The sequence below is a fragment of the Occallatibacter sp. genome (genome assembly GCF_035317045.1).
Taxonomy (GTDB): Bacteria; Acidobacteriota; Terriglobia; order Terriglobales; family Acidobacteriaceae; genus Telmatobacter.
This window is the reverse complement of record NZ_DATHHT010000011.1, coordinates 1-22,667: the sequence shown is the minus strand read 5'-3', so window position 1 is coordinate 22,667 and position 22,667 is coordinate 1. Positions and strand designations below refer to the sequence as shown.

Annotated in this window: 22 protein-coding genes; 17 read left to right on the top strand and 5 right to left on the bottom strand. The window is 58.5% G+C overall.

All coding sequences use genetic code 11. The features are described 5' to 3' along the window. Nucleotide 1: 1 nt before the first annotated feature. The 4 genes from VK574_RS03470 to bla all read left to right on the top strand — a co-directional run bounded on the left by VK574_RS03470 (nucleotide 2) and on the right by bla (nucleotide 4,194). Entirely contained in the window at nucleotides 2-325 is a 324-nt protein-coding gene (locus tag VK574_RS03470) for a hypothetical protein (RefSeq protein WP_472798414.1), read from the top strand. Between the two features lie 73 nt (nucleotides 326-398). Beyond that, nucleotides 399-1,910 carry a UDP-N-acetylmuramoyl-L-alanyl-D-glutamate--2,6-diaminopimelate ligase gene (locus VK574_RS03465; RefSeq protein ID WP_472798413.1) on the top strand — a complete coding sequence of 504 codons (1,512 nt, stop codon included), beginning with the start codon at nucleotides 399-401 and terminating at the stop codon, nucleotides 1,908-1,910. Further along, nucleotides 1,907-3,319 carry a UDP-N-acetylmuramoyl-tripeptide--D-alanyl-D-alanine ligase gene (locus VK574_RS03460; RefSeq protein WP_472798412.1) on the top strand — a complete coding sequence of 471 codons (1,413 nt, stop codon included), beginning with the start codon at nucleotides 1,907-1,909 and terminating at the stop codon, nucleotides 3,317-3,319. The genes VK574_RS03465 and VK574_RS03460 overlap by 4 nt, the downstream gene beginning before the upstream one ends. 8 nt (nucleotides 3,320-3,327) lie before the next feature. Next, complete coding sequence (gene bla / locus VK574_RS03455; RefSeq protein ID WP_472798762.1) at nucleotides 3,328-4,194, top strand: subclass B3 metallo-beta-lactamase; 867 nt, start codon at nucleotides 3,328-3,330, stop codon at nucleotides 4,192-4,194. Nucleotides 4,195-4,241: 47 nt separating this feature from the next. On the opposite strand, the gene VK574_RS03450 is transcribed toward bla, so the two are convergent. Beyond that, nucleotides 4,242-5,204 (bottom strand): hypothetical protein, encoded by a 963-nt coding sequence (locus VK574_RS03450; RefSeq protein ID WP_472798411.1) that lies wholly within the window; start codon nucleotides 5,202-5,204, stop codon nucleotides 4,242-4,244. 348 nt (nucleotides 5,205-5,552) lie between these two features. On the opposite strand from VK574_RS03450, the gene mraY reads away from it, so the two are divergent. The 8 genes from mraY (at nucleotide 5,553) to VK574_RS03410 (ending at nucleotide 15,923) form a co-directional block, all read left to right on the top strand. Then, the gene (gene mraY, locus VK574_RS03445; protein WP_472798410.1) at nucleotides 5,553-6,689 is read left to right on the top strand and encodes a phospho-N-acetylmuramoyl-pentapeptide-transferase; all 1,137 of its coding nucleotides are present in this window, start codon (nucleotides 5,553-5,555) and stop codon (nucleotides 6,687-6,689) included. Between the two features lie 75 nt (nucleotides 6,690-6,764). Beyond that, nucleotides 6,765-8,144 (top strand): UDP-N-acetylmuramoyl-L-alanine--D-glutamate ligase, encoded by a 1,380-nt coding sequence (gene murD, locus VK574_RS03440; RefSeq protein WP_472798761.1) that lies wholly within the window; start codon nucleotides 6,765-6,767, stop codon nucleotides 8,142-8,144. Between the two features lie 187 nt (nucleotides 8,145-8,331). After that, a complete protein-coding gene (ftsW, locus tag VK574_RS03435; RefSeq protein ID WP_472798409.1) occupies nucleotides 8,332-9,426 on the top strand; it encodes a putative lipid II flippase FtsW in 1,095 nt (364 codons plus the stop codon). A 180-nt stretch (nucleotides 9,427-9,606) separates the two neighbouring features. Next, on the top strand, nucleotides 9,607-10,998 hold the full coding sequence (locus VK574_RS03430) for a hypothetical protein (protein WP_472798408.1): 1,392 nt from the start codon (nucleotides 9,607-9,609) through the stop codon (nucleotides 10,996-10,998). Nucleotides 10,999-11,556: 558 nt separating this feature from the next. After that, nucleotides 11,557-13,671 carry a B12-binding domain-containing radical SAM protein gene (locus VK574_RS03425; protein WP_472798407.1) on the top strand — a complete coding sequence of 705 codons (2,115 nt, stop codon included), beginning with the start codon at nucleotides 11,557-11,559 and terminating at the stop codon, nucleotides 13,669-13,671. A gap of 288 nt (nucleotides 13,672-13,959) precedes the next feature. Continuing rightward, nucleotides 13,960-14,412 (top strand): DUF1569 domain-containing protein, encoded by a 453-nt coding sequence (locus VK574_RS03420; RefSeq protein WP_472798406.1) that lies wholly within the window; start codon nucleotides 13,960-13,962, stop codon nucleotides 14,410-14,412. 143 nt (nucleotides 14,413-14,555) lie between these two features. Beyond that, on the top strand, nucleotides 14,556-14,975 hold the full coding sequence (locus VK574_RS03415; RefSeq protein ID WP_472798405.1) for a VOC family protein: 420 nt from the start codon (nucleotides 14,556-14,558) through the stop codon (nucleotides 14,973-14,975). 153 nt (nucleotides 14,976-15,128) lie between these two features. Continuing rightward, nucleotides 15,129-15,923 (top strand): hypothetical protein, encoded by a 795-nt coding sequence (locus tag VK574_RS03410; protein ID WP_472798404.1) that lies wholly within the window; start codon nucleotides 15,129-15,131, stop codon nucleotides 15,921-15,923. A gap of 88 nt (nucleotides 15,924-16,011) precedes the next feature. On the opposite strand, the gene VK574_RS03405 is transcribed toward VK574_RS03410, so the two are convergent. From VK574_RS03405 to VK574_RS03395, 3 genes are all read right to left on the bottom strand, one after another. After that, nucleotides 16,012-16,290: a DUF3303 domain-containing protein gene (locus VK574_RS03405; protein WP_472798403.1), complete on the bottom strand. Its 279-nt coding sequence runs from the start codon at nucleotides 16,288-16,290 to the stop codon at nucleotides 16,012-16,014. Nucleotides 16,291-16,700: 410 nt separating this feature from the next. Then, entirely contained in the window at nucleotides 16,701-17,819 is a 1,119-nt protein-coding gene (gene murG, locus VK574_RS03400) for an undecaprenyldiphospho-muramoylpentapeptide beta-N-acetylglucosaminyltransferase (RefSeq protein WP_472798402.1), read from the bottom strand. 66 nt (nucleotides 17,820-17,885) lie between these two features. Continuing rightward, complete coding sequence (locus VK574_RS03395) at nucleotides 17,886-18,317, bottom strand: response regulator (RefSeq protein WP_472798401.1); 432 nt, start codon at nucleotides 18,315-18,317, stop codon at nucleotides 17,886-17,888. Nucleotides 18,318-18,573: 256 nt separating this feature from the next. Between VK574_RS03395 and VK574_RS03390 the strand changes: the two genes are divergently transcribed. The 3 genes from VK574_RS03390 (at nucleotide 18,574) to VK574_RS03380 (ending at nucleotide 20,980) form a co-directional block, all read left to right on the top strand. Continuing rightward, nucleotides 18,574-19,710, top strand: a complete 1,137-nt coding sequence (locus VK574_RS03390; protein WP_472798400.1) for a ferritin-like domain-containing protein — start codon at nucleotides 18,574-18,576, stop codon at nucleotides 19,708-19,710. Between the two features lie 712 nt (nucleotides 19,711-20,422). Continuing rightward, nucleotides 20,423-20,680 carry a hypothetical protein gene (locus VK574_RS03385; protein ID WP_472798399.1) on the top strand — a complete coding sequence of 86 codons (258 nt, stop codon included), beginning with the start codon at nucleotides 20,423-20,425 and terminating at the stop codon, nucleotides 20,678-20,680. Nucleotides 20,681-20,698: 18 nt separating this feature from the next. Beyond that, nucleotides 20,699-20,980 (top strand): DUF2569 family protein, encoded by a 282-nt coding sequence (locus VK574_RS03380; protein ID WP_472798398.1) that lies wholly within the window; start codon nucleotides 20,699-20,701, stop codon nucleotides 20,978-20,980. Nucleotides 20,981-21,066: 86 nt separating this feature from the next. On the opposite strand, the gene VK574_RS03375 is transcribed toward VK574_RS03380, so the two are convergent. Continuing rightward, nucleotides 21,067-21,294: an FmdB family zinc ribbon protein gene (locus tag VK574_RS03375; RefSeq protein ID WP_472798397.1), complete on the bottom strand. Its 228-nt coding sequence runs from the start codon at nucleotides 21,292-21,294 to the stop codon at nucleotides 21,067-21,069. 191 nt (nucleotides 21,295-21,485) lie between these two features. On the opposite strand from VK574_RS03375, the gene VK574_RS03370 reads away from it, so the two are divergent. Together VK574_RS03370 and VK574_RS03365 are read left to right on the top strand one after the other, a co-directional pair. Further along, nucleotides 21,486-22,346, top strand: coding sequence for a hypothetical protein (locus VK574_RS03370; protein ID WP_472798396.1), 861 nt, complete (start codon nucleotides 21,486-21,488; stop codon nucleotides 22,344-22,346). Between the two features lie 95 nt (nucleotides 22,347-22,441). After that, nucleotides 22,442-22,667 (top strand): hypothetical protein (locus tag VK574_RS03365; protein ID WP_472798395.1); only part of this gene is annotated, 226 nt, incomplete at its 3' end.

Genomic DNA, 22,667 nt, shown 5'->3' with positions numbered 1-22,667 from the left:
CATGTGGCAACCCTTCAATAATGGAACGACTCTTGGTCTGAAGGGCTCTGAGAGCGGCGAGACGATCCGCGACGAAGAGCATGTTCAAGGCGCGCGCATCACTCTCGAGCAAAACGCGAATATCGCACCTTTCACCATCACCTGTGGGATTTACGGATGGATGGTCCACACCCGCTTCTTCGCGACAGAGGATGAAGCCGTTGCCGAATACGACAAGATGAAAGCCAGCCTCTCAGAAATCGTCGAGCGGTTCAGCGACCCGAACTACGACGATCGCCGAGGCACCGAAAAGGCAATGGAAGCTTTCGTCGAAACCTATCCTTAGTCCAACGGGCGTCCCACGCATTGGCCCGAAGTCACAGAACAAAATCACCTCCGCAATCTACAATCAACCAGACATGCATTGGCACGAACTCATCGCCGAAGTCACCGCCGTCGGCACCTCCGGCTCGTCCTACCAGCCCATCGCGGGTATCGAATACGACTCGCGTCGCGTCCATCCCGGTTCCGTGTTTGTCGCGATGAAGGGCGGCACCAACGACGGGAACCGCTTTATCAACAAGGCCATCGCCGCCGGCGCCATCGGCATCATCACAGACTCATCGCCAACCTACGATCACCTCGTTGTTTACAACCCCGACATCGCCGTCGTTGAAGTTGAGCACGGTCGCCGCGCTCTTGCTGAAGCATCCGCCGCCTTCTTCGGCCATCCCGAGCGCACGATGGCCGCTACCGGCATCACCGGCACCAACGGAAAAACGACGACGGCCTTCCTCACCGAAGCTCTGCTCAATGCCGCTACGCGCAAAACTGTTCTGATCGGCACGATCGAATACCACCTTGCCGGCGAAGTGTGTCCCTCTCTCCACACCACGCCCGAGTCTCGCGATCTGTTCGAGCTGATGGCCGAGGGATCCAGTCGGGGCGCTACCGAACTGGTCACCGAAGTCTCGAGTCACGGACTCGACCAGGGCCGCGCTTTTGGCATTCCGTTTGACGTTGCCGTCTTCACCAATCTCACGCGCGACCATCTCGATTACCACCAGACGATGGACAAGTATTTCGCCGCCAAGCGCCTTCTCTTCGACGGCACCATGTATCCTGCCCCGCGCGTCGCTGTCCTCAATGCGCACGACGAGCGAACGCCCGAACTGATTGAAGCGGCACGCAAGGCCGGAGCCGAAGTTCGCACTTACGGCATCGGCCTTGGCGACTTCCGCGCTGCGTCGCACACGCTCACACCCGGCGGTGCAAGCATCCAGCTTGAAACACCCGCCGGATCCGCGCACGTCGCCTCGCGTCTCGCCGGCGAAGTGAACATCCTTAATCTGCTGGCCGCCTTCACGGCCGCACATGCGCGCGGCATTCCGTTCGATCAACTGGTGGCGTCGGTTCCACACCTCGCTCCAGTGCCCGGCCGCTTTCAGCCCGTCGACGGCGGGCAGCCCTTTGCCGTGATCGTGGATTACGCACACACCGACGACGCGCTCCGCAACCTGATAGCCCTTGCGCGTCAACTCGTCGCAGGATCCGGAGGCCGCGTCATTACGCTCTTCGGCTGCGGCGGAGACCGCGATCGTACCAAGCGCCCCAAGATGGGCTACGCCGCGGGCGAGGGAAGTGAATTTGTCGTCGCCACGAGCGACAATCCTCGCTCTGAAGATCCGCGCGCCATCCTCAACGAGGTTGAACCCGCGCTCAAGGCCAGTGGCGTCCACTACACCATCGAGCCCGATCGGGCGTCTGCGATCCATCTCGCGCTCAAATCCGCCACGTCCAACGATGTCGTTCTGCTGGCAGGTAAAGGTCACGAAAAAGAGCAGATTCTCGCCGACCGCACCATTCCCTTCGACGACTCTGAAATAGCACTCGCCGCGCTGCGCGATTTGGGTTACGGTGGTGTGTCATGAGGTTAACCCTCGCAGAAGCGGCCATTGGGGCGGGCGCGGTTCTCGAAGCGCCGTCCAGCATTTCGAGCCCAGGCATGCTCCCTGTCACCGGCTATTCGATTGACTCGCGCACTGCATCGCCCGGCGATCTCTTCTTTGCCGTGCGCGGAGAGCGCCTCGATGGCCACGATTTTGTTGCTGCCGCTCTTCAACGTGGCGCCGTCGCTGCAGTTGTTTCGCGCGCCAAGGCCGCGACTCTGCCGGATGCTGCGCTCGCCGTTCCGCTCCTGATTGCGGAAGACACACTCGTCGCGCTTCATGCCCTTGCTCTTAGTGTGCGTCGGCAGTGGGGCAAGCGTGTTGTCGCCATCACCGGGTCCGCCGGGAAGACCACCACGAAAGAAGCGATTGCCGCCGCGCTTGGAGCGAAGTTCAACGTGCTGAAGTCGCAGGGAAATCTCAACAACGCCTTCGGCCTGCCGCTCCAGTTGCTGCGGCTTGAGCCTGAACACGAATACGCTGTTGTCGAAATGGGCATGAATCACCTGGGCGAAATCGCCGCCCTCACCCGCATCGCCGCTCCCGACTGGGGCGTTGTGACCAACGTGGGCACGGCGCACATAGAAAACTTCAACGAGGGCCAGGCCGGCATCGCACGCGCTAAATACGAACTGATCGCCGCTCTGCCTGGAACCGGCGTTGCGTTTCTCAATTGCTCTGATGCCTATGTTTCGCAGTTTGGCCGCGATTTCCACGGAAAGGTGGTGTATTTCGGCATCGGCCCATGCGGCGATCCGGCCATTCTCGATGTGAAGGAAGATCCCTCCGGCCTCGACGTGCATTTTCGTACCGGCGAGCGCGAGGGAAGCTTCCACCTCAATCTTCTCGGTGGACACAACGCGCAGAATGCCGTCGCCGGCCTCGCCGTAGCGCTCGAGGCCGGAGTTGCACTCGATGCTGCCGTCGCCGCACTCACATCGCTGACGCCGGGCAGCAAGCGCGGAGAGGTGTTGGAGATTGCCGGCGCCACCATCCTCAATGACAGCTACAATTCCAACCCCGAAGCCTTGCAGTCGATGATCCACACGCTCGCGATGCATCCAGCACAGCGGCGCATCCTGATCGCGGGGGAGATGCTCGAATTGGGCGAGCATGCCTCGATGCTGCACGCGGCCTGCGGCAAAGCCGCCGCTGATGAGGGCATCGATCTCGTGGCGGGCGTGCGGGGCAATGCGCAGCATCTCGCCGCCGCAGCATGCCTCTGCGGAGTGGCTTCGATTTTTCTGGCCGATGCGTCCACTGCGGGCGAGTGGCTGGTGAAGAATCTGCAGCCGGGCGATGTTGTCCTGGTCAAGGGCTCGCGCGGAGTCCAGCTTGAACGCGCCATCGAAATCCTGAAAACCCACTTCGCCTCAACGGAGAACCAGTGACTGGCCGTATCCTTCCCCGCATCGTACCTGCATTCATTTTTGTGATCTTCGGCCTGCAACTCGCAGCCCAGATCCCCGCTTCCTGGACAACACCGGTTCCGCCTTTCCGGATCGCCGGAAATCTCTATTACGTCGGCAGCCAGGACCTCGCCGCATATCTTATCGTTACGCCGCGAGGCAACATCCTCATCAACAGCAATCTCCAGTCATCGCCGCCTTTGATCAAGAAAAGCATCGAGGCACTCGGCTTTAAGTACGGCGACACGAAGGTATTGCTCATCAGTCATGGCCACTACGACCATTGCGCCGGCAGCGCCGAGATCAAGCGCGAAACCGGAGCGAAGTACGATGTGATGGCGCCCGACGTGCCGGTCGTCGAATCCGGCGGCCACAACGATTTCCATTACGCGACGGACAAATCCCTGTGGTTTCCGCCGACGAAAGTCGACCGCATCCTTCACGATGGCAGCATTGTTTCCTTGGGCGGCACCACGTTGATCGCGCACCTGACCGCCGGCCACACCAAGGGCACAATCACCTGGACGCTCGACGAGCGGGAGAATGGCCGCACGCTGCACGTCGTCATCGTCGGCAGTCCCAACGTGAATCCCGGCTACAAGCTGGTCGACAACAAAACGTATCCGCGGATCGCTGCCGACTACAGTCACCAGTTCGCGGTCCTCAAAAAACTTCCCTGCGACATCTTTCTCGGCGCCCACGGCGCGTACTTCGACATGTTGGGGAAGTACGACCGCTTCAAGCAAGGCGACAAGAATGCCTTCATCGATCCCGCGGGCTACAAGGCTTATATTGCCGATCGTCAGCAGGCGTTTGAGGCAGAGTTACATAGACAATCGATATCCGCACACCAGTAGGGGAGCGTATCATCCCCCGGCAGATGCCCGCCTTATCCCCAAGTGGTCTAGTCAGGTTGCATCATTCTCATCAGTCTCTCGCATTCGAAGCTTATTTGATTTAACCCGCTCGAGTCGTTCAGTTGGGGATGGGAGACCCATAGATCATCGAGCTGCTTCACCGAGGCGAGGGCATCCACGTTCAGAGTCTTTTGAAGACCGATGATGAGCTGATATGTCTGCGAATAGTGCAACCGGAGCGGCGCGTCAGCCCCGTTCCACCAGCCCTGCTGCAAAGACGGTCCCGTAGACTCCCAAAAGGCGACCTCGCGCTTGAAGCGTTCGTTCAAATCCGCTCCCTCCGCAGGTCCACCTGCTTTCACCACTGCTTCAATCAAACCCGGCGCCTCCTCCGCATAACTGGAATCGTCCAGTATCTGTCGAATGATCGGAACCGCTGCCGGCCCTGACTTGCCCAACTCCTCCAACGCCAATTTTCTTGCGTCGGACACGTCTGACTTCAGGTAGAGCTTTAGCAGTTGTGCTCTCTGCACAGGGTCTTGAACACTAAGAACCGACTGAATTTCCTTCTGCGTCTTCAACACCTTTGTGACTCGCTCTTTCAGGTTCTGGAGGGTACCCGTGCGTTGAAGAATGGCTGGTCCCGCATTGATCACTTGTACAAACGACCAAAGTTGATCACCCTCAATCCACACGACGGAGGCCTTCATCGAACCCATCCAATTCCCCGGCTCCCACCTAGGTTCTTGAGAATTCGACGGCTTGCTTTCGAGGAACAGAATCATTTGCGAACCCACGGGCTCTCTCGGAATCTTCTCTGCAATGGAACCTCTATCCGCATTGGTCCAAACGCCTGACAAATTCTGCGAAAAATTCATATAAAACGAGAGAGAAACAGCGTCATCCGACGGAATCAGCACGGGGACCGCAAGCCTCGCTCCGGGGCGAAGATCGCCCTTCCACACCTCATCTACCACAAAGGTGCCCTCGTTGGGCAAGGTTGAAACCACGACAATCTCGGTTGATCGCCACGCTTCAGAGTCACCAGTGAAAGATGGCCTGATGCCCCCGATAACTGCCTGGGGAAAAACTGCAAATAGCACGATTGCGAGGACCGAACTAAGAAGTCGCATAGCGCGTGCAGCCCTCCCAAAAACACGTTCAAGCATATACGGCCAAATCGCAAGCTTTCGGCAACTCCAGGAAAGACGCACCAACAGGCTATCTGTCATCGATTGCCCCAGGTGCGTTCAGGCCCATTCACTCCCCAGATTCAGGGACCGTCAACTCACGTCCGTCCGCCAACCACCCCTAGTAGAATCAACCTGAATCCATCTGATCCGGCTACTGGAGTCCTCTTGCTTTACTGGCTGCTTTACCAAAAGCTGTACCCGGTGTTTCACCCCTTCCGGATCTTTCGCTATCTCACGTTTCGTACTGTCTTTGCGTCGCTTACCGCGCTGCTGATCGCGATGTTCATCGGACCTTACGTCATCCAGAAGCTCCGCGAATTCCAGATCGGGCAGTACATCCGCGAGGACGGGCCCCAGTCGCACCAGAAAAAATCGGGCACCCCGACGATGGGCGGCGTACTCATCGTCATCGCTATCCTGCTGCCGACGGTGCTCTGGTCCGACCCCAGCAATCTCTTCGTCTGGATTGCGGTCTGCTCCACGCTGGCTTACGGTGCCATTGGGTTCGCGGACGACTACACCAAGGTGGTTAACCGGCGCAATCTCGGCCTCACCGCGCGCGCCAAGCTCTTCTGGCAAGGGCTGGTCGGGGCCGGCGTAGCGGTGGCTCTCATTGGACTCACCCGGTTCAAGTTGTTCTCGACGCAGCTCAGCGTTCCATTCCTCAAGGCGTTCCACCCTGACCTTCAGTGGCACCACTGGCCAAGCACTTTGCCGCATCTCGGCTTACTAGCCTTTGTGCCCTTCGTCTGCTTCGTCATCTTCGTGCTGATGGGAACCTCCAACGCCGTCAACCTCACCGACGGCCTCGACGGACTTGCCATCGGCTGCACCATCATCGCCGCCGGCGCGCTCACGGTGCTCACCTATGTCAGCGGCCACGTGGTCTTTGCCGACTACCTTGAATTGCAGCGTATGCCCCTCGTCGCCGAGCTTACCGTCTTCGGCGGATCGATGGTCGGTGCCTCGATAGGATTTCTCTGGTATAACGCCCATCCCGCTGAAGTTTTTATGGGCGACGTGGGCTCACTCGCGTTGGGCGGCGCCATCGGCACGGTCGCCATCCTCATCCGGCAGGAATTCCTGCTCCCCTTCATCGGTGGCATCTTCGTACTCGAGGCGCTCTCGGTCGTTCTGCAGGTAGGCAGCTACAAGCTCCGCAAAAAACGCATCTTTAAGATGGCGCCACTGCACCACCACTTCGAGCAGCTTGGCTGGAGCGAGTCCAAGGTCATCGTCCGCTTCTGGATCATGGCGCTGGTCTTCGCTCTGTTTGCCCTTACGACGCTCAAACTCCGCTAATCCCGCGCAACTCCGCTTTGGTATTGACACCAAGCGACCCCACGGCGCGATAAAGTATCCTTGGACAGAATCATGATGGAGCTCAAAGGCAAAAAGGTACTCGTCGTCGGGCTGGGCAAATCCGGCCTGGCCGCAGCCATCTTCCTGCGTCGTCGCGGAGCCCAGGTCACCGTCTCCGACATTCGCAGTGCCGAAGCCTTAGCGAAAGACATTCCAGCGCTGCTCGAAGAGGGTATCAACGTCGAGGCTGGCGGGCACGGCCTGCTCACCTTCCGTCGCCAGGACCTCATCATCGTCAGCCCCGGCGTGCCGCTCGATACACCCGAGTTGGTGCAGGCCCGCAACTTCGGCCGCCCCATCATCGGCGAGCTCGAACTGGCCGCACGCTTTCTGAAGGGCAAAATCCTCGCCGTCACTGGTTCCAATGGCAAGACAACCACGACCTCGCTGCTTGGCGAAATCCTCGAAGAGGCCGGCATGCCTACCCTCGTCGGAGGCAATATCGGCGTGCCCGTCGTCGCGCTGATCGACGAATCGACAGACGACACCTGGTCGGTCCTTGAGGTCTCCAGCTTTCAACTCGAATCGACCGAGCAGTTCCACCCCGCCATCGCCGTCATTCTCAACATCACGCCCGATCATCTCGACCGTCACGGCAGCTTCGAAAACTACGCTCTCGCCAAGGAACGCATCTTCGCCGAGCAGGACGAGCACGACTTCTGCATTCTCAATGCCGACAACGTCCGCGCCGCCTCCTCTGCCAAGCGTTCGCGGGCGAAGGTCTACTGGTTCTCTCTTGAGCACGCGGTCGATCAGGGCGCGTGGGTCGATGGTGGCGCCATCCTGTTCCGCTCAGCGCCCGATGCCGCGCCCGAAACCGTCATGCCCCTCTCGAGCATCCCGCTCAAGGGCGAGCATAATGTTGAAAATGTGCTGGCTGCCGTCTGCGCCGCGCGCCTCGCTGGAGCCTCTGCCGAATCTGTCCGCACCGCCGTCGAGCACTTCAAAGCCGTTGAACACCGCCTCGAATACGTCGCCACGCTGAACGGCGTCGAGATCTACAACGATTCAAAAGCGACGAATGTCGATGCGACTGCCAAGGCGATTGCCGCCTTCCCCGGCAATATTCATCTCATCCTCGGCGGCAAAGACAAGAACTCCGACTACACCGAGCTTTCCGAACTGCTTCGCTCGCGCGTGAAGGCCGTCTATACCATTGGCTCGGCCGCAGCCAAAATCGAGTCGCAACTGCGCGGCGTGGTCACCATCCACTCCTGCGAAACGCTGGACAAGGCCGTCAGCGCCATCGCTACCGCCGCTCACCCCGGCGACACTGTGCTCCTCGCTCCGGCCTGCTCCAGCTTCGACCAGTTCGAAAGCTACGAGCATCGCGGCCGCGTCTTCAAGGAGTTGGTCAACGAGTGGCGTGGCTGGAAAGTCTGGCAGAACGCGTAGAGCGGAAGACATTTCAATTCATTGTCATTCTGAGCGCAGCGTAGCGCAGTCGAAGGATCTGCGGTTGCTCTTCGCCCTTCCTGCGCCGGCGAATTGATCACTTTGGTCCCCGCCATCACTCCCCCGCGAATCTCCACAGCCCACCCGTGAAACCATACCTTCAGACTCTTTCAAGTCGAGAAGAAAAATGGCAAAGCGCGTTGGCGTCGACAAGTGGATATTCTTTACCACCCTGCTGCTGGTCGTCGCCGGCCTGGTCATGGTTTTCTCCGCCTCCGCCGTCGTTGCCGAGGAGCGCTACCACTCCCCCTACGGCTTCGTCACCCGCCAGGCGCTATGGGCCGTCGCCGGCATCTTCACCATGATCGTGCTCTCGCGCATCGATTACATGCGCTACAACTCCCCGCGCTTCATCTATCCCGCGCTCACCGTTACCACCCTGCTGCTGGTCATCGTCCTCTTCTTTCGCGACTCCCACCACACCCATCGCTGGATCCGCTTTGGCGGTTTCTTTACCTTTCAGCCTTCTGAGATCGCCAAGCCCGTCATCATTCTTTTCCTAGCATGGTTTCTCTCGACGCGCCTCGGCCAGATGCACGACTGGCGTAACACCCTGCTGCGCGCCGCCATGATGCCCGTCGTCTTCATGCTGCTGATCGTCAAGCAGCCCGACCTCGGCACCGCTCTTGTGGTTGGCGGAGTCTCCGCCATGATGCTCATCCTCGCCGGCATGGACTGGAAGTATCTCTTCCTCGCCCTCGCCGCCGCCGCGCCGCCCCTCGCCATGCTGCTTTTCTGGGTGCCGTGGCGCCGCGCCCGCATGCTGGCCTTCATGCATCCCGACCTCGACCCCCAGGGCGCCGGATTCCACATCAATCAATCCCTCATCGCCGTTGGCACCGGCGGCTTCACCGGCCGCGGCTACATGGAGGGTATGCAGAAGCTCTTCTATCTGCCCGAAGCCCACACCGACTTCATCTACGCCAACATCGCGGAAGAGCTCGGCTTCGTCGGCGCCATATGCATCCTCGCGCTCTTCGTCGTTCTCGGATACCGCGGCCTTCGCACCGCCTACCGCTCCACCGATCCATTTGCCCGCCTCACCGCCTTCGGACTCACCACCGCCATCCTGCTCCAGGCTTTCTTCAACATCAGCGTCGTCCTCTCGCTGCTGCCCACCAAGGGAATCCCCCTTCCCTTTATCTCCTCCGGGGGAACAAGCCTCTTTTTCACGCTGGCTGGCATCGGCATCCTGCTTAACATCAGCAAGAAAGTCGATTGAACCTCTTTCGCACCTTGCGTCAGGCCGGGCTGATTCGCCCCATTTTTTCTTGACAACCCACCTTGTTCCCTTCATTGTTGCTCTTGCTTCCATAGCTCGCGCGTGTTCCGTAACGTGAAGCGTTCGCACTTTCAAGTCCTACAATTTCTTGATTCCAGGCCTCTCAAGGAGATTTCCCCCATGCGTATTCCCCCGCGTGTTCTGTTGCTCTGTGTCTTGTGTTGTTTTCCCACTCTCAGCTTTGCCCAGGCCGTTAGTCTCGTCTCTGGCGGAGCTCACCCCGCCCATCCCGGATATGCGGAACGGGCGCCCGTCCCGGTCTCCAGCGTTTCCGCCGGCTACTCCATCAACGCCATCACCATCAATGCCGCTACCGGCAAAGTGATCAGCGGCGCCTCAGGCACCGCGCACATTACCGCCAACCGCAACGCCGCCACCGAAGCCGCCAGCAACAACAACTTCGACCTCGGCGACACACGCAACAACCAGCCCACCATCGATGGCCTCAATACCATCGCCACCTTTGACGGCGCGTTCGTCGCCGAGGCCGGCGGCAGCCAAGACGGGAATTTTCGCTTCACCATGATCGGCAACGATCCCAGGGTCGGCGGATCCACCGTCTACCCGGCGAATATCGACGAGGTTTCCCTCCAGCTTCTGAACGCCGACGGCAGCGTATTCAAAACTGTCCCCTTCGGCCCCTTCGAGCAGAAGGTCCTCAACTCGCCCAACTTCGTGCCTCTTAATTACCGATCGGGCCACAATATTGAGTATGCCGACGCCGCCCACCGCGCCGAGTTCTTCAACATCATGAAGAGCAACTGGCACACCGTGATCTCTCCCCAGGTGGTCAACCGCGTCACCATCACGGTTCCGTTCACCGTCGACATCGAGCTTGAGAACGGCGACACCGTGCAGGCCCGCGCGTACTTCACCGGAACGGCCGCCGACGGCAGCACCTTCGTCGAAATGTTGTCTCCGCTGTTTAACTTCTTCTTTGACAACGAAGTTGTGAACGAGATCAACCTCGGCAACTTCACCACCAACAGCATCAACATGACGCTCTTCCCCAACACCTTCCTCTTCGATCTCAATACGAGCAACCCGAACACACCCGGCAGCTGCTGCGAACTCGGCTTCCACACGTATTTCCTCGAAGGCGGAGTCTTCCCGCAGCCGCGCTGGATCACGGAATATGCAAGCTGGATCTCGCCCGGTCTCTTTGGTGCCGGATTCCAGGACGTGACCGCACTCTCGCACGAAACCAGCGAGTCCTTCGACGATCCGTTCATCGATAACTCGACCCCGAACTGGCAGTTCCCGGGTCAGCCCGCGAACTCCACCGTGTGCCAGGCCAATCTTGAAATAGCTGATCCCATCGAGGGACTGGCCAACGCAACCAGCGCCATCGAGGTCAAGCAGCACGGGACCAACACCACCTACCACCCGCAAAACGTCGCACTCTACCAGTGGTTCGAAATGGGAGCAACCTCCAGCGCGATCGACGGCGCCTTCAGCTTCCCCAACGAGACGGTGTTGCCCACCTCAGCCATTCCGTGCCCGGGATCGTAAACACAGAAGTGTCATCCTGAGCATCGCGAAGGACCTGCTTCTGAAATCCTGACCCCTTTCATGCGTGCGGTTTGCGCTTGAAGGGCACGAATGACTTCATCGTCAGCGAACCAGAGCCAGGCCGGAGATCGCCAGTTACAGCGGCCGGCACCGCCAATCGGTCCACCGACCCCTTCAGAAACCACGGAAGTGTTTTTCCTGAGCGCAGCACGCATACAACCCCGCAAACGCTTTGTTTGTTGAGTAGTGGGGCGAAGGATCGTCTTATGATCGGGGGTACCCCGGCCAGATTATCTCCATTTCACTGACCCATAAGTAACTCTCGTTGGTGTTATTGGCACCTTTTCCACATGTGGTAAGCTCTCACTACTACGCGGCCCCCGAACGAGAAAAAGAGATAATCCCCGCAGGAATTGCGGCTCGGGACGCTTCCTCCGGACTCAGCATGTTCAGCCGCTAAGTCCCGTTCCCCCATCGCTTGCAGGCGATGCTGATGGGGCGTTTGTGTCCAGCAGTTTTTCCAGCACCGTGTACCCCACGGTTCATGGAGGAGAGTGTATGTCTTCCGCGACTTTCGCGCGCACTGGCGCACCACTGACTATCTATCTGGGCGATCTCACGTACACCACGCTCTCCCTCGCCACGGACGCCTTTCCGCTGAACGTCGGCTTTATCGCTGCCTATGCCAAAAAGTGCTACGGCAACGATATCGATATCCGCCTGTTTAAATACATTCCCGATCTCGAGCAGGCACTCGCCGAAAAGCCACCCCATATCCTCGGGCTCAGCAACTATCCCTGGAACTTCAACCTGGGATTGGAATTCTTCCGCATGGCGCGCGAGAGCTGCCCGGCCACAATTCGCGTGATGGGCGGCCCCAATTTTTCGCTGGAAGACGAACCGCGTAAGCAGTTCATCCGCCAGCATCCTGAGATCGATTTCTATTGTTATCTCGAAGGCGAACAAGCGTTTGCCAACCTCATCGCACGCGCCATGGAAACGGGCGTCAGCCGCGAGAAAATGAAGAGCTCGCCGATCGACGGATTCATTCATGGCGTCGGTGACTCGGAAGTGATGTGCGGCAGCGTGTTGCCGCGCCGTCGCGAACTCGATGAGATTCCTTCTCCTTATCTCACCGGGCTCATGGACAAATTCTTCGACGGCATCCTTTCGCCCATGATGGAGACGAATCGCGGATGCCCATTCTCTTGCACCTTCTGCCATGAAGGCAATTCGCTCATCTCCAAGGTGAATCAATTCAGCCTCGAACGAGTGAAGGCAGAGCTGGACTACATTGCAGACGCTGTCGAGCGCGCCCCCAACTTCATTTCAAATCTCATGTTCGCCGATCCCAATTTCGCCATGTACGAGCGCGATTACGAGATCGTGGAGCATATTGAATCGCTTCAGCAGAAATACAACTGGCCTCGCTCCATCTTCGCCTCCACAGGGAAGAACAAGAAAGAGCGCATCGCCAAAGCATTGCGCAAGCTGAATGGTTCAATGTCGATGTGGCTCTCTGTGCAATCGATGGATCCTGTCGTACTGAAGGAAATTCAGCGGGAGAACATCAGCACATCGCAGATGCTGGCTTTGTCGAATGTCTACCAGGAGTTTGGACTCCCTACGCTGTCGGAGTTGATTCTGGGCCTGCCTGGTGATTCTTACGAGCGCCACGTCAAATCACTTTCAGATGTTGTCGAAGCAGGCATCGACATCATCGATACCTACACATGCATGCTGCTCATGGGCACGAAGCTCAACACCGCGATGAGCCGCGCCACCTATAACATCGGCTCACATTTTCGCATTCTACCCCGAGATTTCGCCAGGCTCTCCAATGGACGCATCGCCGTCGAGATCGAAGAAGTCATCAGCTCGACCAACACGATGTCGTTCGACGATTATCAGGAAGCCAGAAAACTGCACCTCATGGTTGCTGTCGTTTACAACGGAGGTGGTTTCGGGCCCCTGCTGAGATTCCTTCGCTACAAGAAAACGCCAATCATCAGTTTTCTCCAGCGCGTTCTTGCCGAAATGGACACCGCCCCTGCCTCGGTCCAGAAGATATTTCACTCCTTCACGCGGCACACGAAAGAGGAGCTATGGACCTCAGAGGAGGATCTGCGCGCCTACGTGTATGCAGAGGGTAATTACGACAAGATGCTGAATGGAGAAATCGGCATCAATCTAATTCAGACCCATTCGGCAATGAGTCTCGCCGTGATGGATGATTGGGCTGAGTATGTCTTTCGCATCGCAGGATTGGTTCTTGGCGACAAGATGGGCGAGGAGTCAGAGGACGACGCGGAGTTCTCAGAAATCAAAGCTTTTTGTGCGGGAAGAACCCACAACCTCTGGGGATCTTCTACAGACGATCTCAACCCCGGCGCCGTTTTTCAATACGACATCGAAAAATGGCTGCAAGCTCCAGGATCCGCGCCACTCTCGGACTTCAGAGTCGAGGAACCGATCGTTATTGAATTTGGTTTCTCTCCCGAAAAGCAGGTCGAGCGGGCAGCGCTCATCCAGCGATACGGCACCACTCCCACGGGCGTTGGACGCATCATTATTCAGATGGGCCGCAACCGCATCTGGCGAGAGCCTCTCGTAGCGCAGGGTCCCGTGCATTTACCAGCAACGGAAGCCGCCGCCCGTCGCTGGCCCACGTAAGTTGGTTGACTGTACAAGGTCCCCGGGTCCCATGCTCCTATTGAGCTGAGGAGACCTCTCTGAGACATGCAATCGCTATATAGCGATCGCATCCTCACGCCTGCTTTCATGCTCGCCGCTACTTTCCAAAGACCTGCGCCAGCAATGGTCCAGCTTCCGCCGGGTGCCCCAGAGTCTGCCCAGAGCAAAGTCGAAGGGTCTCGTCCCTGAGACTTGGGAAAACCTGGAGCACACGCTTGGGTCTCCTTCCACTTGCCCACCCAGACCCCGCTCGAAGAAACTCTCTCCATGAAGAATCTCTACGAGCCCGGTGTGGCCAAACGGATCGACGAGCGTCTCGCGCAGCTCAAGCACGACAGCCCGCGCCAGTGGGGCAAAATGAACGCGGCCCAGGCCGTGGAACACTGCTCGCGCGCAATGGAGCTTGCCCTCGGCGACAGCCGCCCGGAGCGCATGTTTGTCGGGCGAGCCATCGGATGGGTCATTAAGCCCATGGTCGTTGGGAACGAAAAACCGTTGCGTCCCGGCTCGCCCACCGCCCCAAGCCTGGTTGTGGCCGACGACCGCGACCTCGACGTGGAGCGCCGCCGCCTCTCTGAGCTAGTCAACCGCTTTGTCGCATGTGGGCCTGCGGGTTGCACCTCGCATCCCCACACCTTCTTTGGCCGCCTCACGCCGGACGAGTGGGCGATTCTGATGTACAAGCACCTCGACCACCATCTCCGCCAGTTTGGTGTCTGAACCGTTCGGTGGCGCTGCCATCCGATCGTTCCCTCTTCTTGCACAAACTGAGATGCTGGGTGCCCCAGGTCTCGCTTCTGAGACCCGGGATTCGGTAAACCAACAACCTAATCCTCGCTTCAAACCTCAGCAGAGGTCGCATCATGGAACACAGCAGGATTCTGTTCATCGCGGGCTTTGGCCCTATTGTTCCGGACAGAGCGGCGAGTCGCAAACTCTACGGCGATGTTCTCGGCATTCGATTCAAGGAGGAGACCGGCGGCTATCTCCACACAGAATCCCTGGAAGGCGCAAAAACCTTCGCTCTGTGGCCGCTCTCTGAAGCCTCAAAGTCCTGTTTCGCCAAAGATACGTGGCCTCACGACATTCCGATCCCGCAGGCCTGGCTTGAATTCGATGTCGACGACGTTGAACAAGCCACGGCGGAACTGGAATCGAGAGGCTACAAAATGCTCGTCAGGAACAAGAAGGAGCCGTGGGGACAAATCGTCAGCCGTTTCCTCGCGCCCGAAGGACTACTGATCGGAATCACGTTCACCCCCTCGATGCGCAAAGAGAAATAAGGCACTCTTAGGTCGCTGCGGGGCTTCAGCCCCAACCCGTCCGCTGTGCAAGCCCGCTGATCCGTTTTGTAACTCACGATCTTTCACCGCTTGTTCGTCGCAGACCGTTTCACTACGATTGATCCTCCAAATTTCCCGACCGCGGGAGCGATCATGAAACTCGGCGTATGGGTTCTCGGGCTGGCATCCATTGCCGCCGGCGTCCTCGACCTTATCTGGGGCGAGTTTGAGTCGGCGCATCAGCCTGTCCAGGCATTTGGCGATCACATTCCCGGCGTCACCTTCTTCGCCTACGTTACCGCCATCTGGCTCATCGTGGGAGGCGCGGCCATCTTGTATGAACGCACCGAGCGCATCGGCGCTGTGATGCTGGCCGTCATCTACACCGTCTTCGCCATCTTCTGGTTGCCGCGCTTTTACACGGCGCCCCACTACCGCGGATATCGCCTCAGCGTCTACATCGGAGTACTGGGCGGGCCCGGCGGGCAGTTGATCGTCACCATCGGCGCGCTCCTGGTCTACGCAAAGCTGTCCGCACGCGCTCTCTCTGCACGACAAGCGACGGTGGCGCGCTGGGTCTTCGGATTATTCGTAGCCGACTTCGGTATCGTGCACCTCCTCGACATTGCGGAGCCCGCCGGCATGGTGCCCGCGTGGATGCCGCTGGGAGGAGCATTCTGGGCGGTGGTCAGCGGCATCGCCTTCATCCTCGCTGGCCTCGGAATCGTTTCGGGCGTTCTCGACGTGCTGGCCGCCCGGCTGCTCGCCCTTATGTTTCTGCTTTTCAGCATTCTGGTGCTGACGCCGAACGCCTTCGCCACTCCGCATGAACACACGACGTGGGGCGGCGACGCATACAATCTCGCAGCCGTAGGCGCAACCTTGATCTTCACCGACTGGCTCGCCACGCAGCGCGAGAGTACCCGCGCCCACTTCCGCATGAACTGAAAACCCGGATCTCCAGCGACGCTCACTCACCACTTGCCTGGGTGCCCCAGGTCTCGACTTTGAGACCTGGGAGGCTAGGAAGGCGCGTTTACTTTCCGTAGTACTTCGCCATCGAGGCGCCTGCGGCATTGTCATCGACAACAACGTGGCCGTGGATCTCCAGCACGTCGGCCCACTTCACGGCTCCTTCAAACAGGGCTTCGGGGCTGCTGGTTTCGAAGAGGGCGAATCCTCCGCTGCCATCGGCATTGTGCCAGCGTCCCAGCAGGGTCGTACCTTCCACGGGTGCGGCCTGACCGGCGAGGAACCGTGCAGCCGCTTCCTTCAGAAAGCCGGGCCGCACACTAAACGTAGTCATCACTTTCATACAAACCTCCAGATGAGAATTTCTTCGGGGAAAAATGCTCAGCAATGTTCGAAGGCCAAAAGTATAGCGCAGAGGCATTGCACCGCCTGAAAAATTGAGCGCCACGAAGGGCTCACCGAGTCTGCAAAAAAATAAATCCCAAAAATCGACCGAAGATTTGCAGGTTATTTCGCCGGCTTGTTCATAATGGAAATAGGAGAACTTCGGGACGCTGAGTGGCAGCCGCCCTCGGTCACGAAACTTCCGTAAGTCATTTCAGAAGAAGAATCTATAGCTATCGTGTTTGTTTGGGATAATCTGCAGAGAAGTCCGCCACCGGGCCATTGAAAACAGATAACTTCTCAAAAGAGACGGGTATAGACCCCCCTCTTTAAGTATGGGGACCTTGAAGCTGGAATCCTGCCGCACCATCAATCCCCGGCCAGCGATACCAACCGGTTGGCGATGTCCTCCGCAGCCTGTGGATGAGATTGAGTCAACGCCGCGGCAGACATGGCCGTTAGCCGTTCATGCGACCCAAGCAGCTGTATGAGGACGTCGATGACCTGGTCGTGATCGGCGAGATCGGATTCTTTCAGCATCACCGCGGCTTCGGCCTTGACCATCTCTTCGGCGTTGCGGGTCTGGTGATCGTCGGCCGCGGCGGCGAAGGGAACCAGCAGCGCCGGCTTGCCCGCAGCAGCGAGTTCAGCGACGGTAGAGGCTCCACTGCGCGACATCACTAGATTGGCCTGAGCGAACCGCGCGGGCATGTCATCGAGAAATCCGCTGACTTGCCATTGCGCGGGATTGGCGCCGCTCGCCTTGTAGGCAGCTTCGGTGGCGTCGACATGGCGCACGCCAGCCTGGTGGAGAATGGTGAGTCCAGGGACAGACGCAAATAGGTCAGGCGCGATGGATGGCAGCGTGTTGTTGAAGAGCCGCGCACCCTGCGATCCCCCAAAGACCAGCAGGTGTGGAGCCTCCCCGGTCGCGGGTGGCAGCTTGAAGAAATCCGGCCGCACCGGGATGCCGGTCACCTCCGCATTACGAAAGAAAATTGCCGCCGAAGGGAAATTCACTGCCGCAGCCTGCACGCGCTTTCCCACCAGACGATTCGCGAGCCCCGGCATCGCGTTCGGCTCGAATACCATCGCAGGCACGCGCATCATCACCGCAGCGGCCATTCCCGGACCCGAAGCGTATCCTCCGACTCCGAACACGACATCCGGCTTGAATGTGAGGATGAGTCGCCGACACGCAAAGAGGCTGCGCGGGATATCGAGCATAGTGCGGATTCGCGTTGCCAGTGAGACGTTCTTGAGCGGTCCCACGTCGATCAGCCGCAGAGGAAAACCGGCTGCAGGAACCAGGCGCGACTCCATCCCACGCGATGTACCAACAAACAGCACTTCAGCCTGATGATGCGTGACAAGTTCATGGGCCACAGCGAGCGCCGGGATGATATGACCACCTGTGCCACCGCCGGCGATGAGGACGCGGAGGGACGAACGACTCTTGTTATCTGAGCTTGGTGCGGCAATGCCCATCTCTTCTATGGTATTTCGCGGCAGGGAGAGGGCGCATTGTGCGCCAGCGAGCCAGAACTCCGAAGGTTAACAGCGCGTCGCTGCCGACAGGTCGCATTGCGCCTTTGCTAAAGCTTGCTCGGCCGCAAAAGCAGCGATGCGCTCAAGCAGGACTTTGGGATGAACCGGCTTGGGTAGGATTTCCAATTGATGCCCTTTGCGCCAAGCGCCGGGCAGATGATCGGCAGTGTTCGCCTGGCCGGAGATGAGGATTACGAGACAAGCGGGGATGAACTCGAGAATACGGATTGCGGCTTCGATTCCGGTGATACCGCCCATCACAACATCGGTGATGAGGATATCGGGCTTGCGCTTTGCCGCCGTTGCCACCGCCTCCTCTCCGCTGCTGACAGTTTCGGTTTCGTAACCGTTTAGTCGCAGAATCTGCGACAACGTGTTCGCGATGACGCAATCATCATCTGCAATCAGGACGCGAAATCTCGGGGGAACTTCTTGCATTGAACTCTCCACGTGCTAAACGGAGGTTGAAGGGCACAACGGCCGAGCGTGTCTGCGGCACACCCGGCATGCTGCGCTCTGCGGGGTAATTCAATCAGGAGGGTAAGACTGAAGATCTTTCAGGTTGTCATTCCGGTGTAATTGGTTGGTCATTTCTCCTTGCATAAGGTTTCTGAAAAATGACGAGAAGATGACAACGCGCTGACACGCATTTCGCCTTTCGCGTTCATGCTGGACGCATTAGGAGGTCCAATATATGGATTCAAGCTGGACGAGCATGAAGGCGGAAATCAACCGCCGTTCATTTATAAGAAACGGACTCACGGCAGGCGTTGCAACGGCCGGTGCGGGACTTGCGATCGGGAGCCCAACCCTTTTGGGGGAGGATGAAGACAACGAGCACCGTGGCCGGTTAAGTCGCGGTGATGCTGCATTGCTTCGCTTTGCGGCAGCGGCGGAGATATTGGAAACGGATTTCTGGGTGCAGTACAACGAACTCGGCGGTGTGCAGGACAAGGAAGTGCCGGGCGGAAGCGGAAACCCGGCGTATACAGCGGCGCTTAGCGTTCTTGATGAAGATATGGCGCAGTATATTCACGACAACACGGATGATGAATTCACACATCAGAATTTTCTGAATGCCTATCTCAGGTCAAAAGGTGAAGAGCCGATAAGCCTGGAGGAATTTCGAACGCTTGATGGCAGTACGGCGACTGGTTCAAGCGGGAAGCTCCGGCTGACCAACCTGATGCGCCTGACGCTGGATACAAGTTGGTGGACACGCTACCGCAGCAGCAACCACAACCCCGATCTCGATCCGCATTTCACATTTCCGCAGGCCGTACCGAGCCTGGCGCTTGGCGAGCACACGGCGATTCCGCGTACGGATGACGACACGATGGATGCGAACTTTCTGCAGGCCATTGCGAACACCGCGGGTTTTCATTTCCCGACGATTGAGCAGGGCGGCAACAGTCTTTACCCGTCGATGGCGCAGCGTGCGACGAGCGTGGAGGTCCTCAGAATTCTCATCAGCATCGGGCCGACGGAAACGATGCATTTTCAGACATGGTCCGATAAGGCCGGTAATGCGCCGCCTCTGAGCGCCACCGATCCGAAGACGGGCGTGGAGGTCACGTTTCCCGATCTGAACTCCGCTCCTTTTGGAGGCGAGACATTCCAGACCAACCTGATCATGCCGGAGCCTTGTCCTTTTCTGAGCCGAAAGCTTCCGCCGTGTTCCATTATTCGACCGACTGAAACCAACGGTGTGGCAATGGGCGTGGTGAGTTTTCTTACCGCAATGGGCCTTTTCAAGGGGCAGTCGTCGGCCTTCATTGAGTTATTGCACGACCTGGCAAGGGATGCTGATCGCGCCAGGCGCGGGCAATAAGGCGTGCACTGGGGTGGTTCTCGACCTGGCGACTGAGGGAGGAGCCAACGAGAGCCTGCACGCAGCGAGGGGACAGACGGCTCTGTCCGCACCACAGGGTCGTCTGCCACTCGTCTCCAGGGAAAGACTATGAGGACGACGGAATGATCTACCTTGCGGTTCGACTGTCTCAAAACTCGGCGACGGTGAGGAATTTGTTTTCTAAGCCAGGTACGTTTGACCAGTTCTGGCTCGATCCCTCGTCGGACCATGATGAGGAAAGTCAAATTCGATTGCTCGATGACGAACTCGATCACGGGAGCGTGAAGTGGTATCGATCCCCCAGAGTCTCTTATGTACTAAGGACTCCCAGCTCCAATTGAGTTGGGTTGTCAGTTGCCGATGGATTGGCAGCAAACGTAAGGTGGCTTTCTTCACGGCACCTTCGGGGCCCGGTAGCCGGCTGCGTAGCGGACCCTTTCAATTACTTGACCACTGGGAAACGGCGCGGCGCATATGTTGACTGCGTCTTCGCCGTCAGCCTTCGAACACGCAAGGGAAGGGCATTGGAGACCGGTGGTGAATGCTTCCGGGTTGGGTTCCAACACCGGGGGACAGGAGACGATTCCTCCAGCGGGTCAGGTTGTAGCACAAAAGTAGTTTGCTGTCGCACGGTTTGTGCAATAGGATTCACGCTCGCTGCAGGGCTAGACTCCTTTTCATGGAGGTCGACATGAACCATCAAGCATATGCAGCCACTTATCACGCGGCAATGGAAGCGGCGACGGGCGAATTGGACAGTCTGTTCGAGGAGGCCAAGCGGCTGCGGAATCGCATGGAGCAGATCGACTCGGCCATCAGCGCACTGAAAGTCCTGGTTGGAACCGGCTCGGAAGCACCATCCGCAAGCTTGCTGGCGCAGGAGATGAGCTCCGACCCAGTCCCGATGAAGCAGCAGATCGACTCGGCACTCGGACTGGTCTTCGCATAAGCGAATGCGCGTAGTTCTGTGGCGCAGCACGCGACCGCACAGGGGCCTGAACTTCAAACCGAGCTGGTACTGAATTTCTTCTTCTACGCGAAGCGCAGGCACTTTCCAAATTTCATGGTGGCCAACGTGGCTGCGACTGGCCTCTTCATTGTTGCCACGACCGCCGCAATCAATTTGCTGTTTCCGGACGCAAGCATGACCCCCAGCGACATTAGCCTGGTGCGGTCATTGCTTTGGGCGGGTGCGATCATTCCGTATTTGCTAACGTCGGGCGAGATCAAAAGCCGATTTGTGAACTAAAGGCGCCGAGGCGCGAGCGCGTCGGACCATTGTCTCGATTGGTAGCGCTCATTTTTGCCGAACCGGCCGGGCCCTGACGAAATGTGTCAGTTCGTGGGGTAATTGCACATGCCGCCTCCGCAGCAGGCACCGGACGCGCAGGCAGGCGCCTGTGGCTGGCTCGCACCCTTGGTGATAGCGCCGGCACCGCCGCTGATCAGCCGTTTGACGTGGCCGCCGCACTGAGGGCATTGGTCGATCGCGGCGTCCGACATCTTCTGGCGCTGCTCGAAATGGCAGGCACATTCTTCGCAAAGATACCCGTATGCTGGCAAGAAATTTCCCTTCGGCACCATTCTAATAGTGTTCAGGCACGCTGGCATGAAATGACACAAAATGGCCTCTCATTTCTTCTGAGACTTTACCCATTTCCCGTGATAGGCTTTGCGCACTGAACCTCAGAACCGCCCACGGTCCTGCCAACTTCAAAGGGCAAGTTCTGTCCAGCCAACAAGGAGTGATGATCGTGCTTAAGCGCAAAACAGGAAATCTGTCACGGGTGAACCTGATTTCAACGAGCTTGGCCGCCATTATCGGCGCGACGCTCCTGACCGTGACCGGGGCGATGGGACAAGCTCCGGCACAGGGAGCACCCTCATTGACGTCCTATACGGCGCCGGATCAAAGCGCACAGGCCGGAGTGCCGCCGGGATGGAACGTGACCAAGGGCGCGGAGACGGTAATCCTCATGACCGGCCCCAACGGGGAGACGATCAATCTTGGTCTCACTTTTGTGGTCAGAAACGCAGCGTTTCAACTCGGGCAGCAGCCAAGCAATGGGATCGATCTTTCGATGCCCAATTCGGCAAGCCTCGATCAGAAGTTCACGATGCTGGAGCAGTGGGGCGCATCAATGAACAATAAGCCGGATCCCCAAATGAAGATCGCGTCGAGTACACCAATACAAGTGCCCATGCCAAATGTGCAGTGCGGCAGGCTCGCCGGCTCGTTCAACAGCATGACTGGTCCGGTCGCATTCGGCATGCTGATGTGTTCTCTACCGGTGGATACCGGTGGAACGTACAAGGTGATGTTCAAGCTGGCACAAGCTCCGCCAAATGTGGCAGCGCAGGAGAAGGCGTTGGCGGGGGCGGTTTTTGCCAGCTATAAGATCGCACCGGCCATGTTGCAGAAGAAACTCGCGCCTCACTTTGCGCCACCGCCGCCGATGCAGATGCCGCCGTCGGGTCCGGGCGGCGTGGGGGGGGGAGGGGGGATACCGGCGATACCGGATTCCACCAATTCGGAATGCTTTGACCTGGTGGTGATCCGCGAGACGCCGAAGTATCAGTTGCCCAGAAAGTGCGGCGGAACTGCGCCGGATTAATAGACTACGGTGGTGCGGGGGGCCCTTGACTGATCCGCCATAATGAATCGGTGGGCGACCGGAGACTTCAGCCACGCCCGCTTTGAGGGTGACGGATGGACGTTGCCACGGCAATCGAGCAGACAACAGCAGAAGGTGCGGCAGAAGATTGGAGCGCGGGCAAACGGCTCGCGTTCCGATTCTGTTTTGCCTACTTCGGCCTCTATTGCCTTTGCGGGATGTTTCAGGCCGTCATCCCGATTCCCAAGATCGAAGTGCCTGATCCCGGAACATTGTGGCCCTTTCGGCAGGTTGTCTTCTGGGTCGCGGCACATCTGTTCG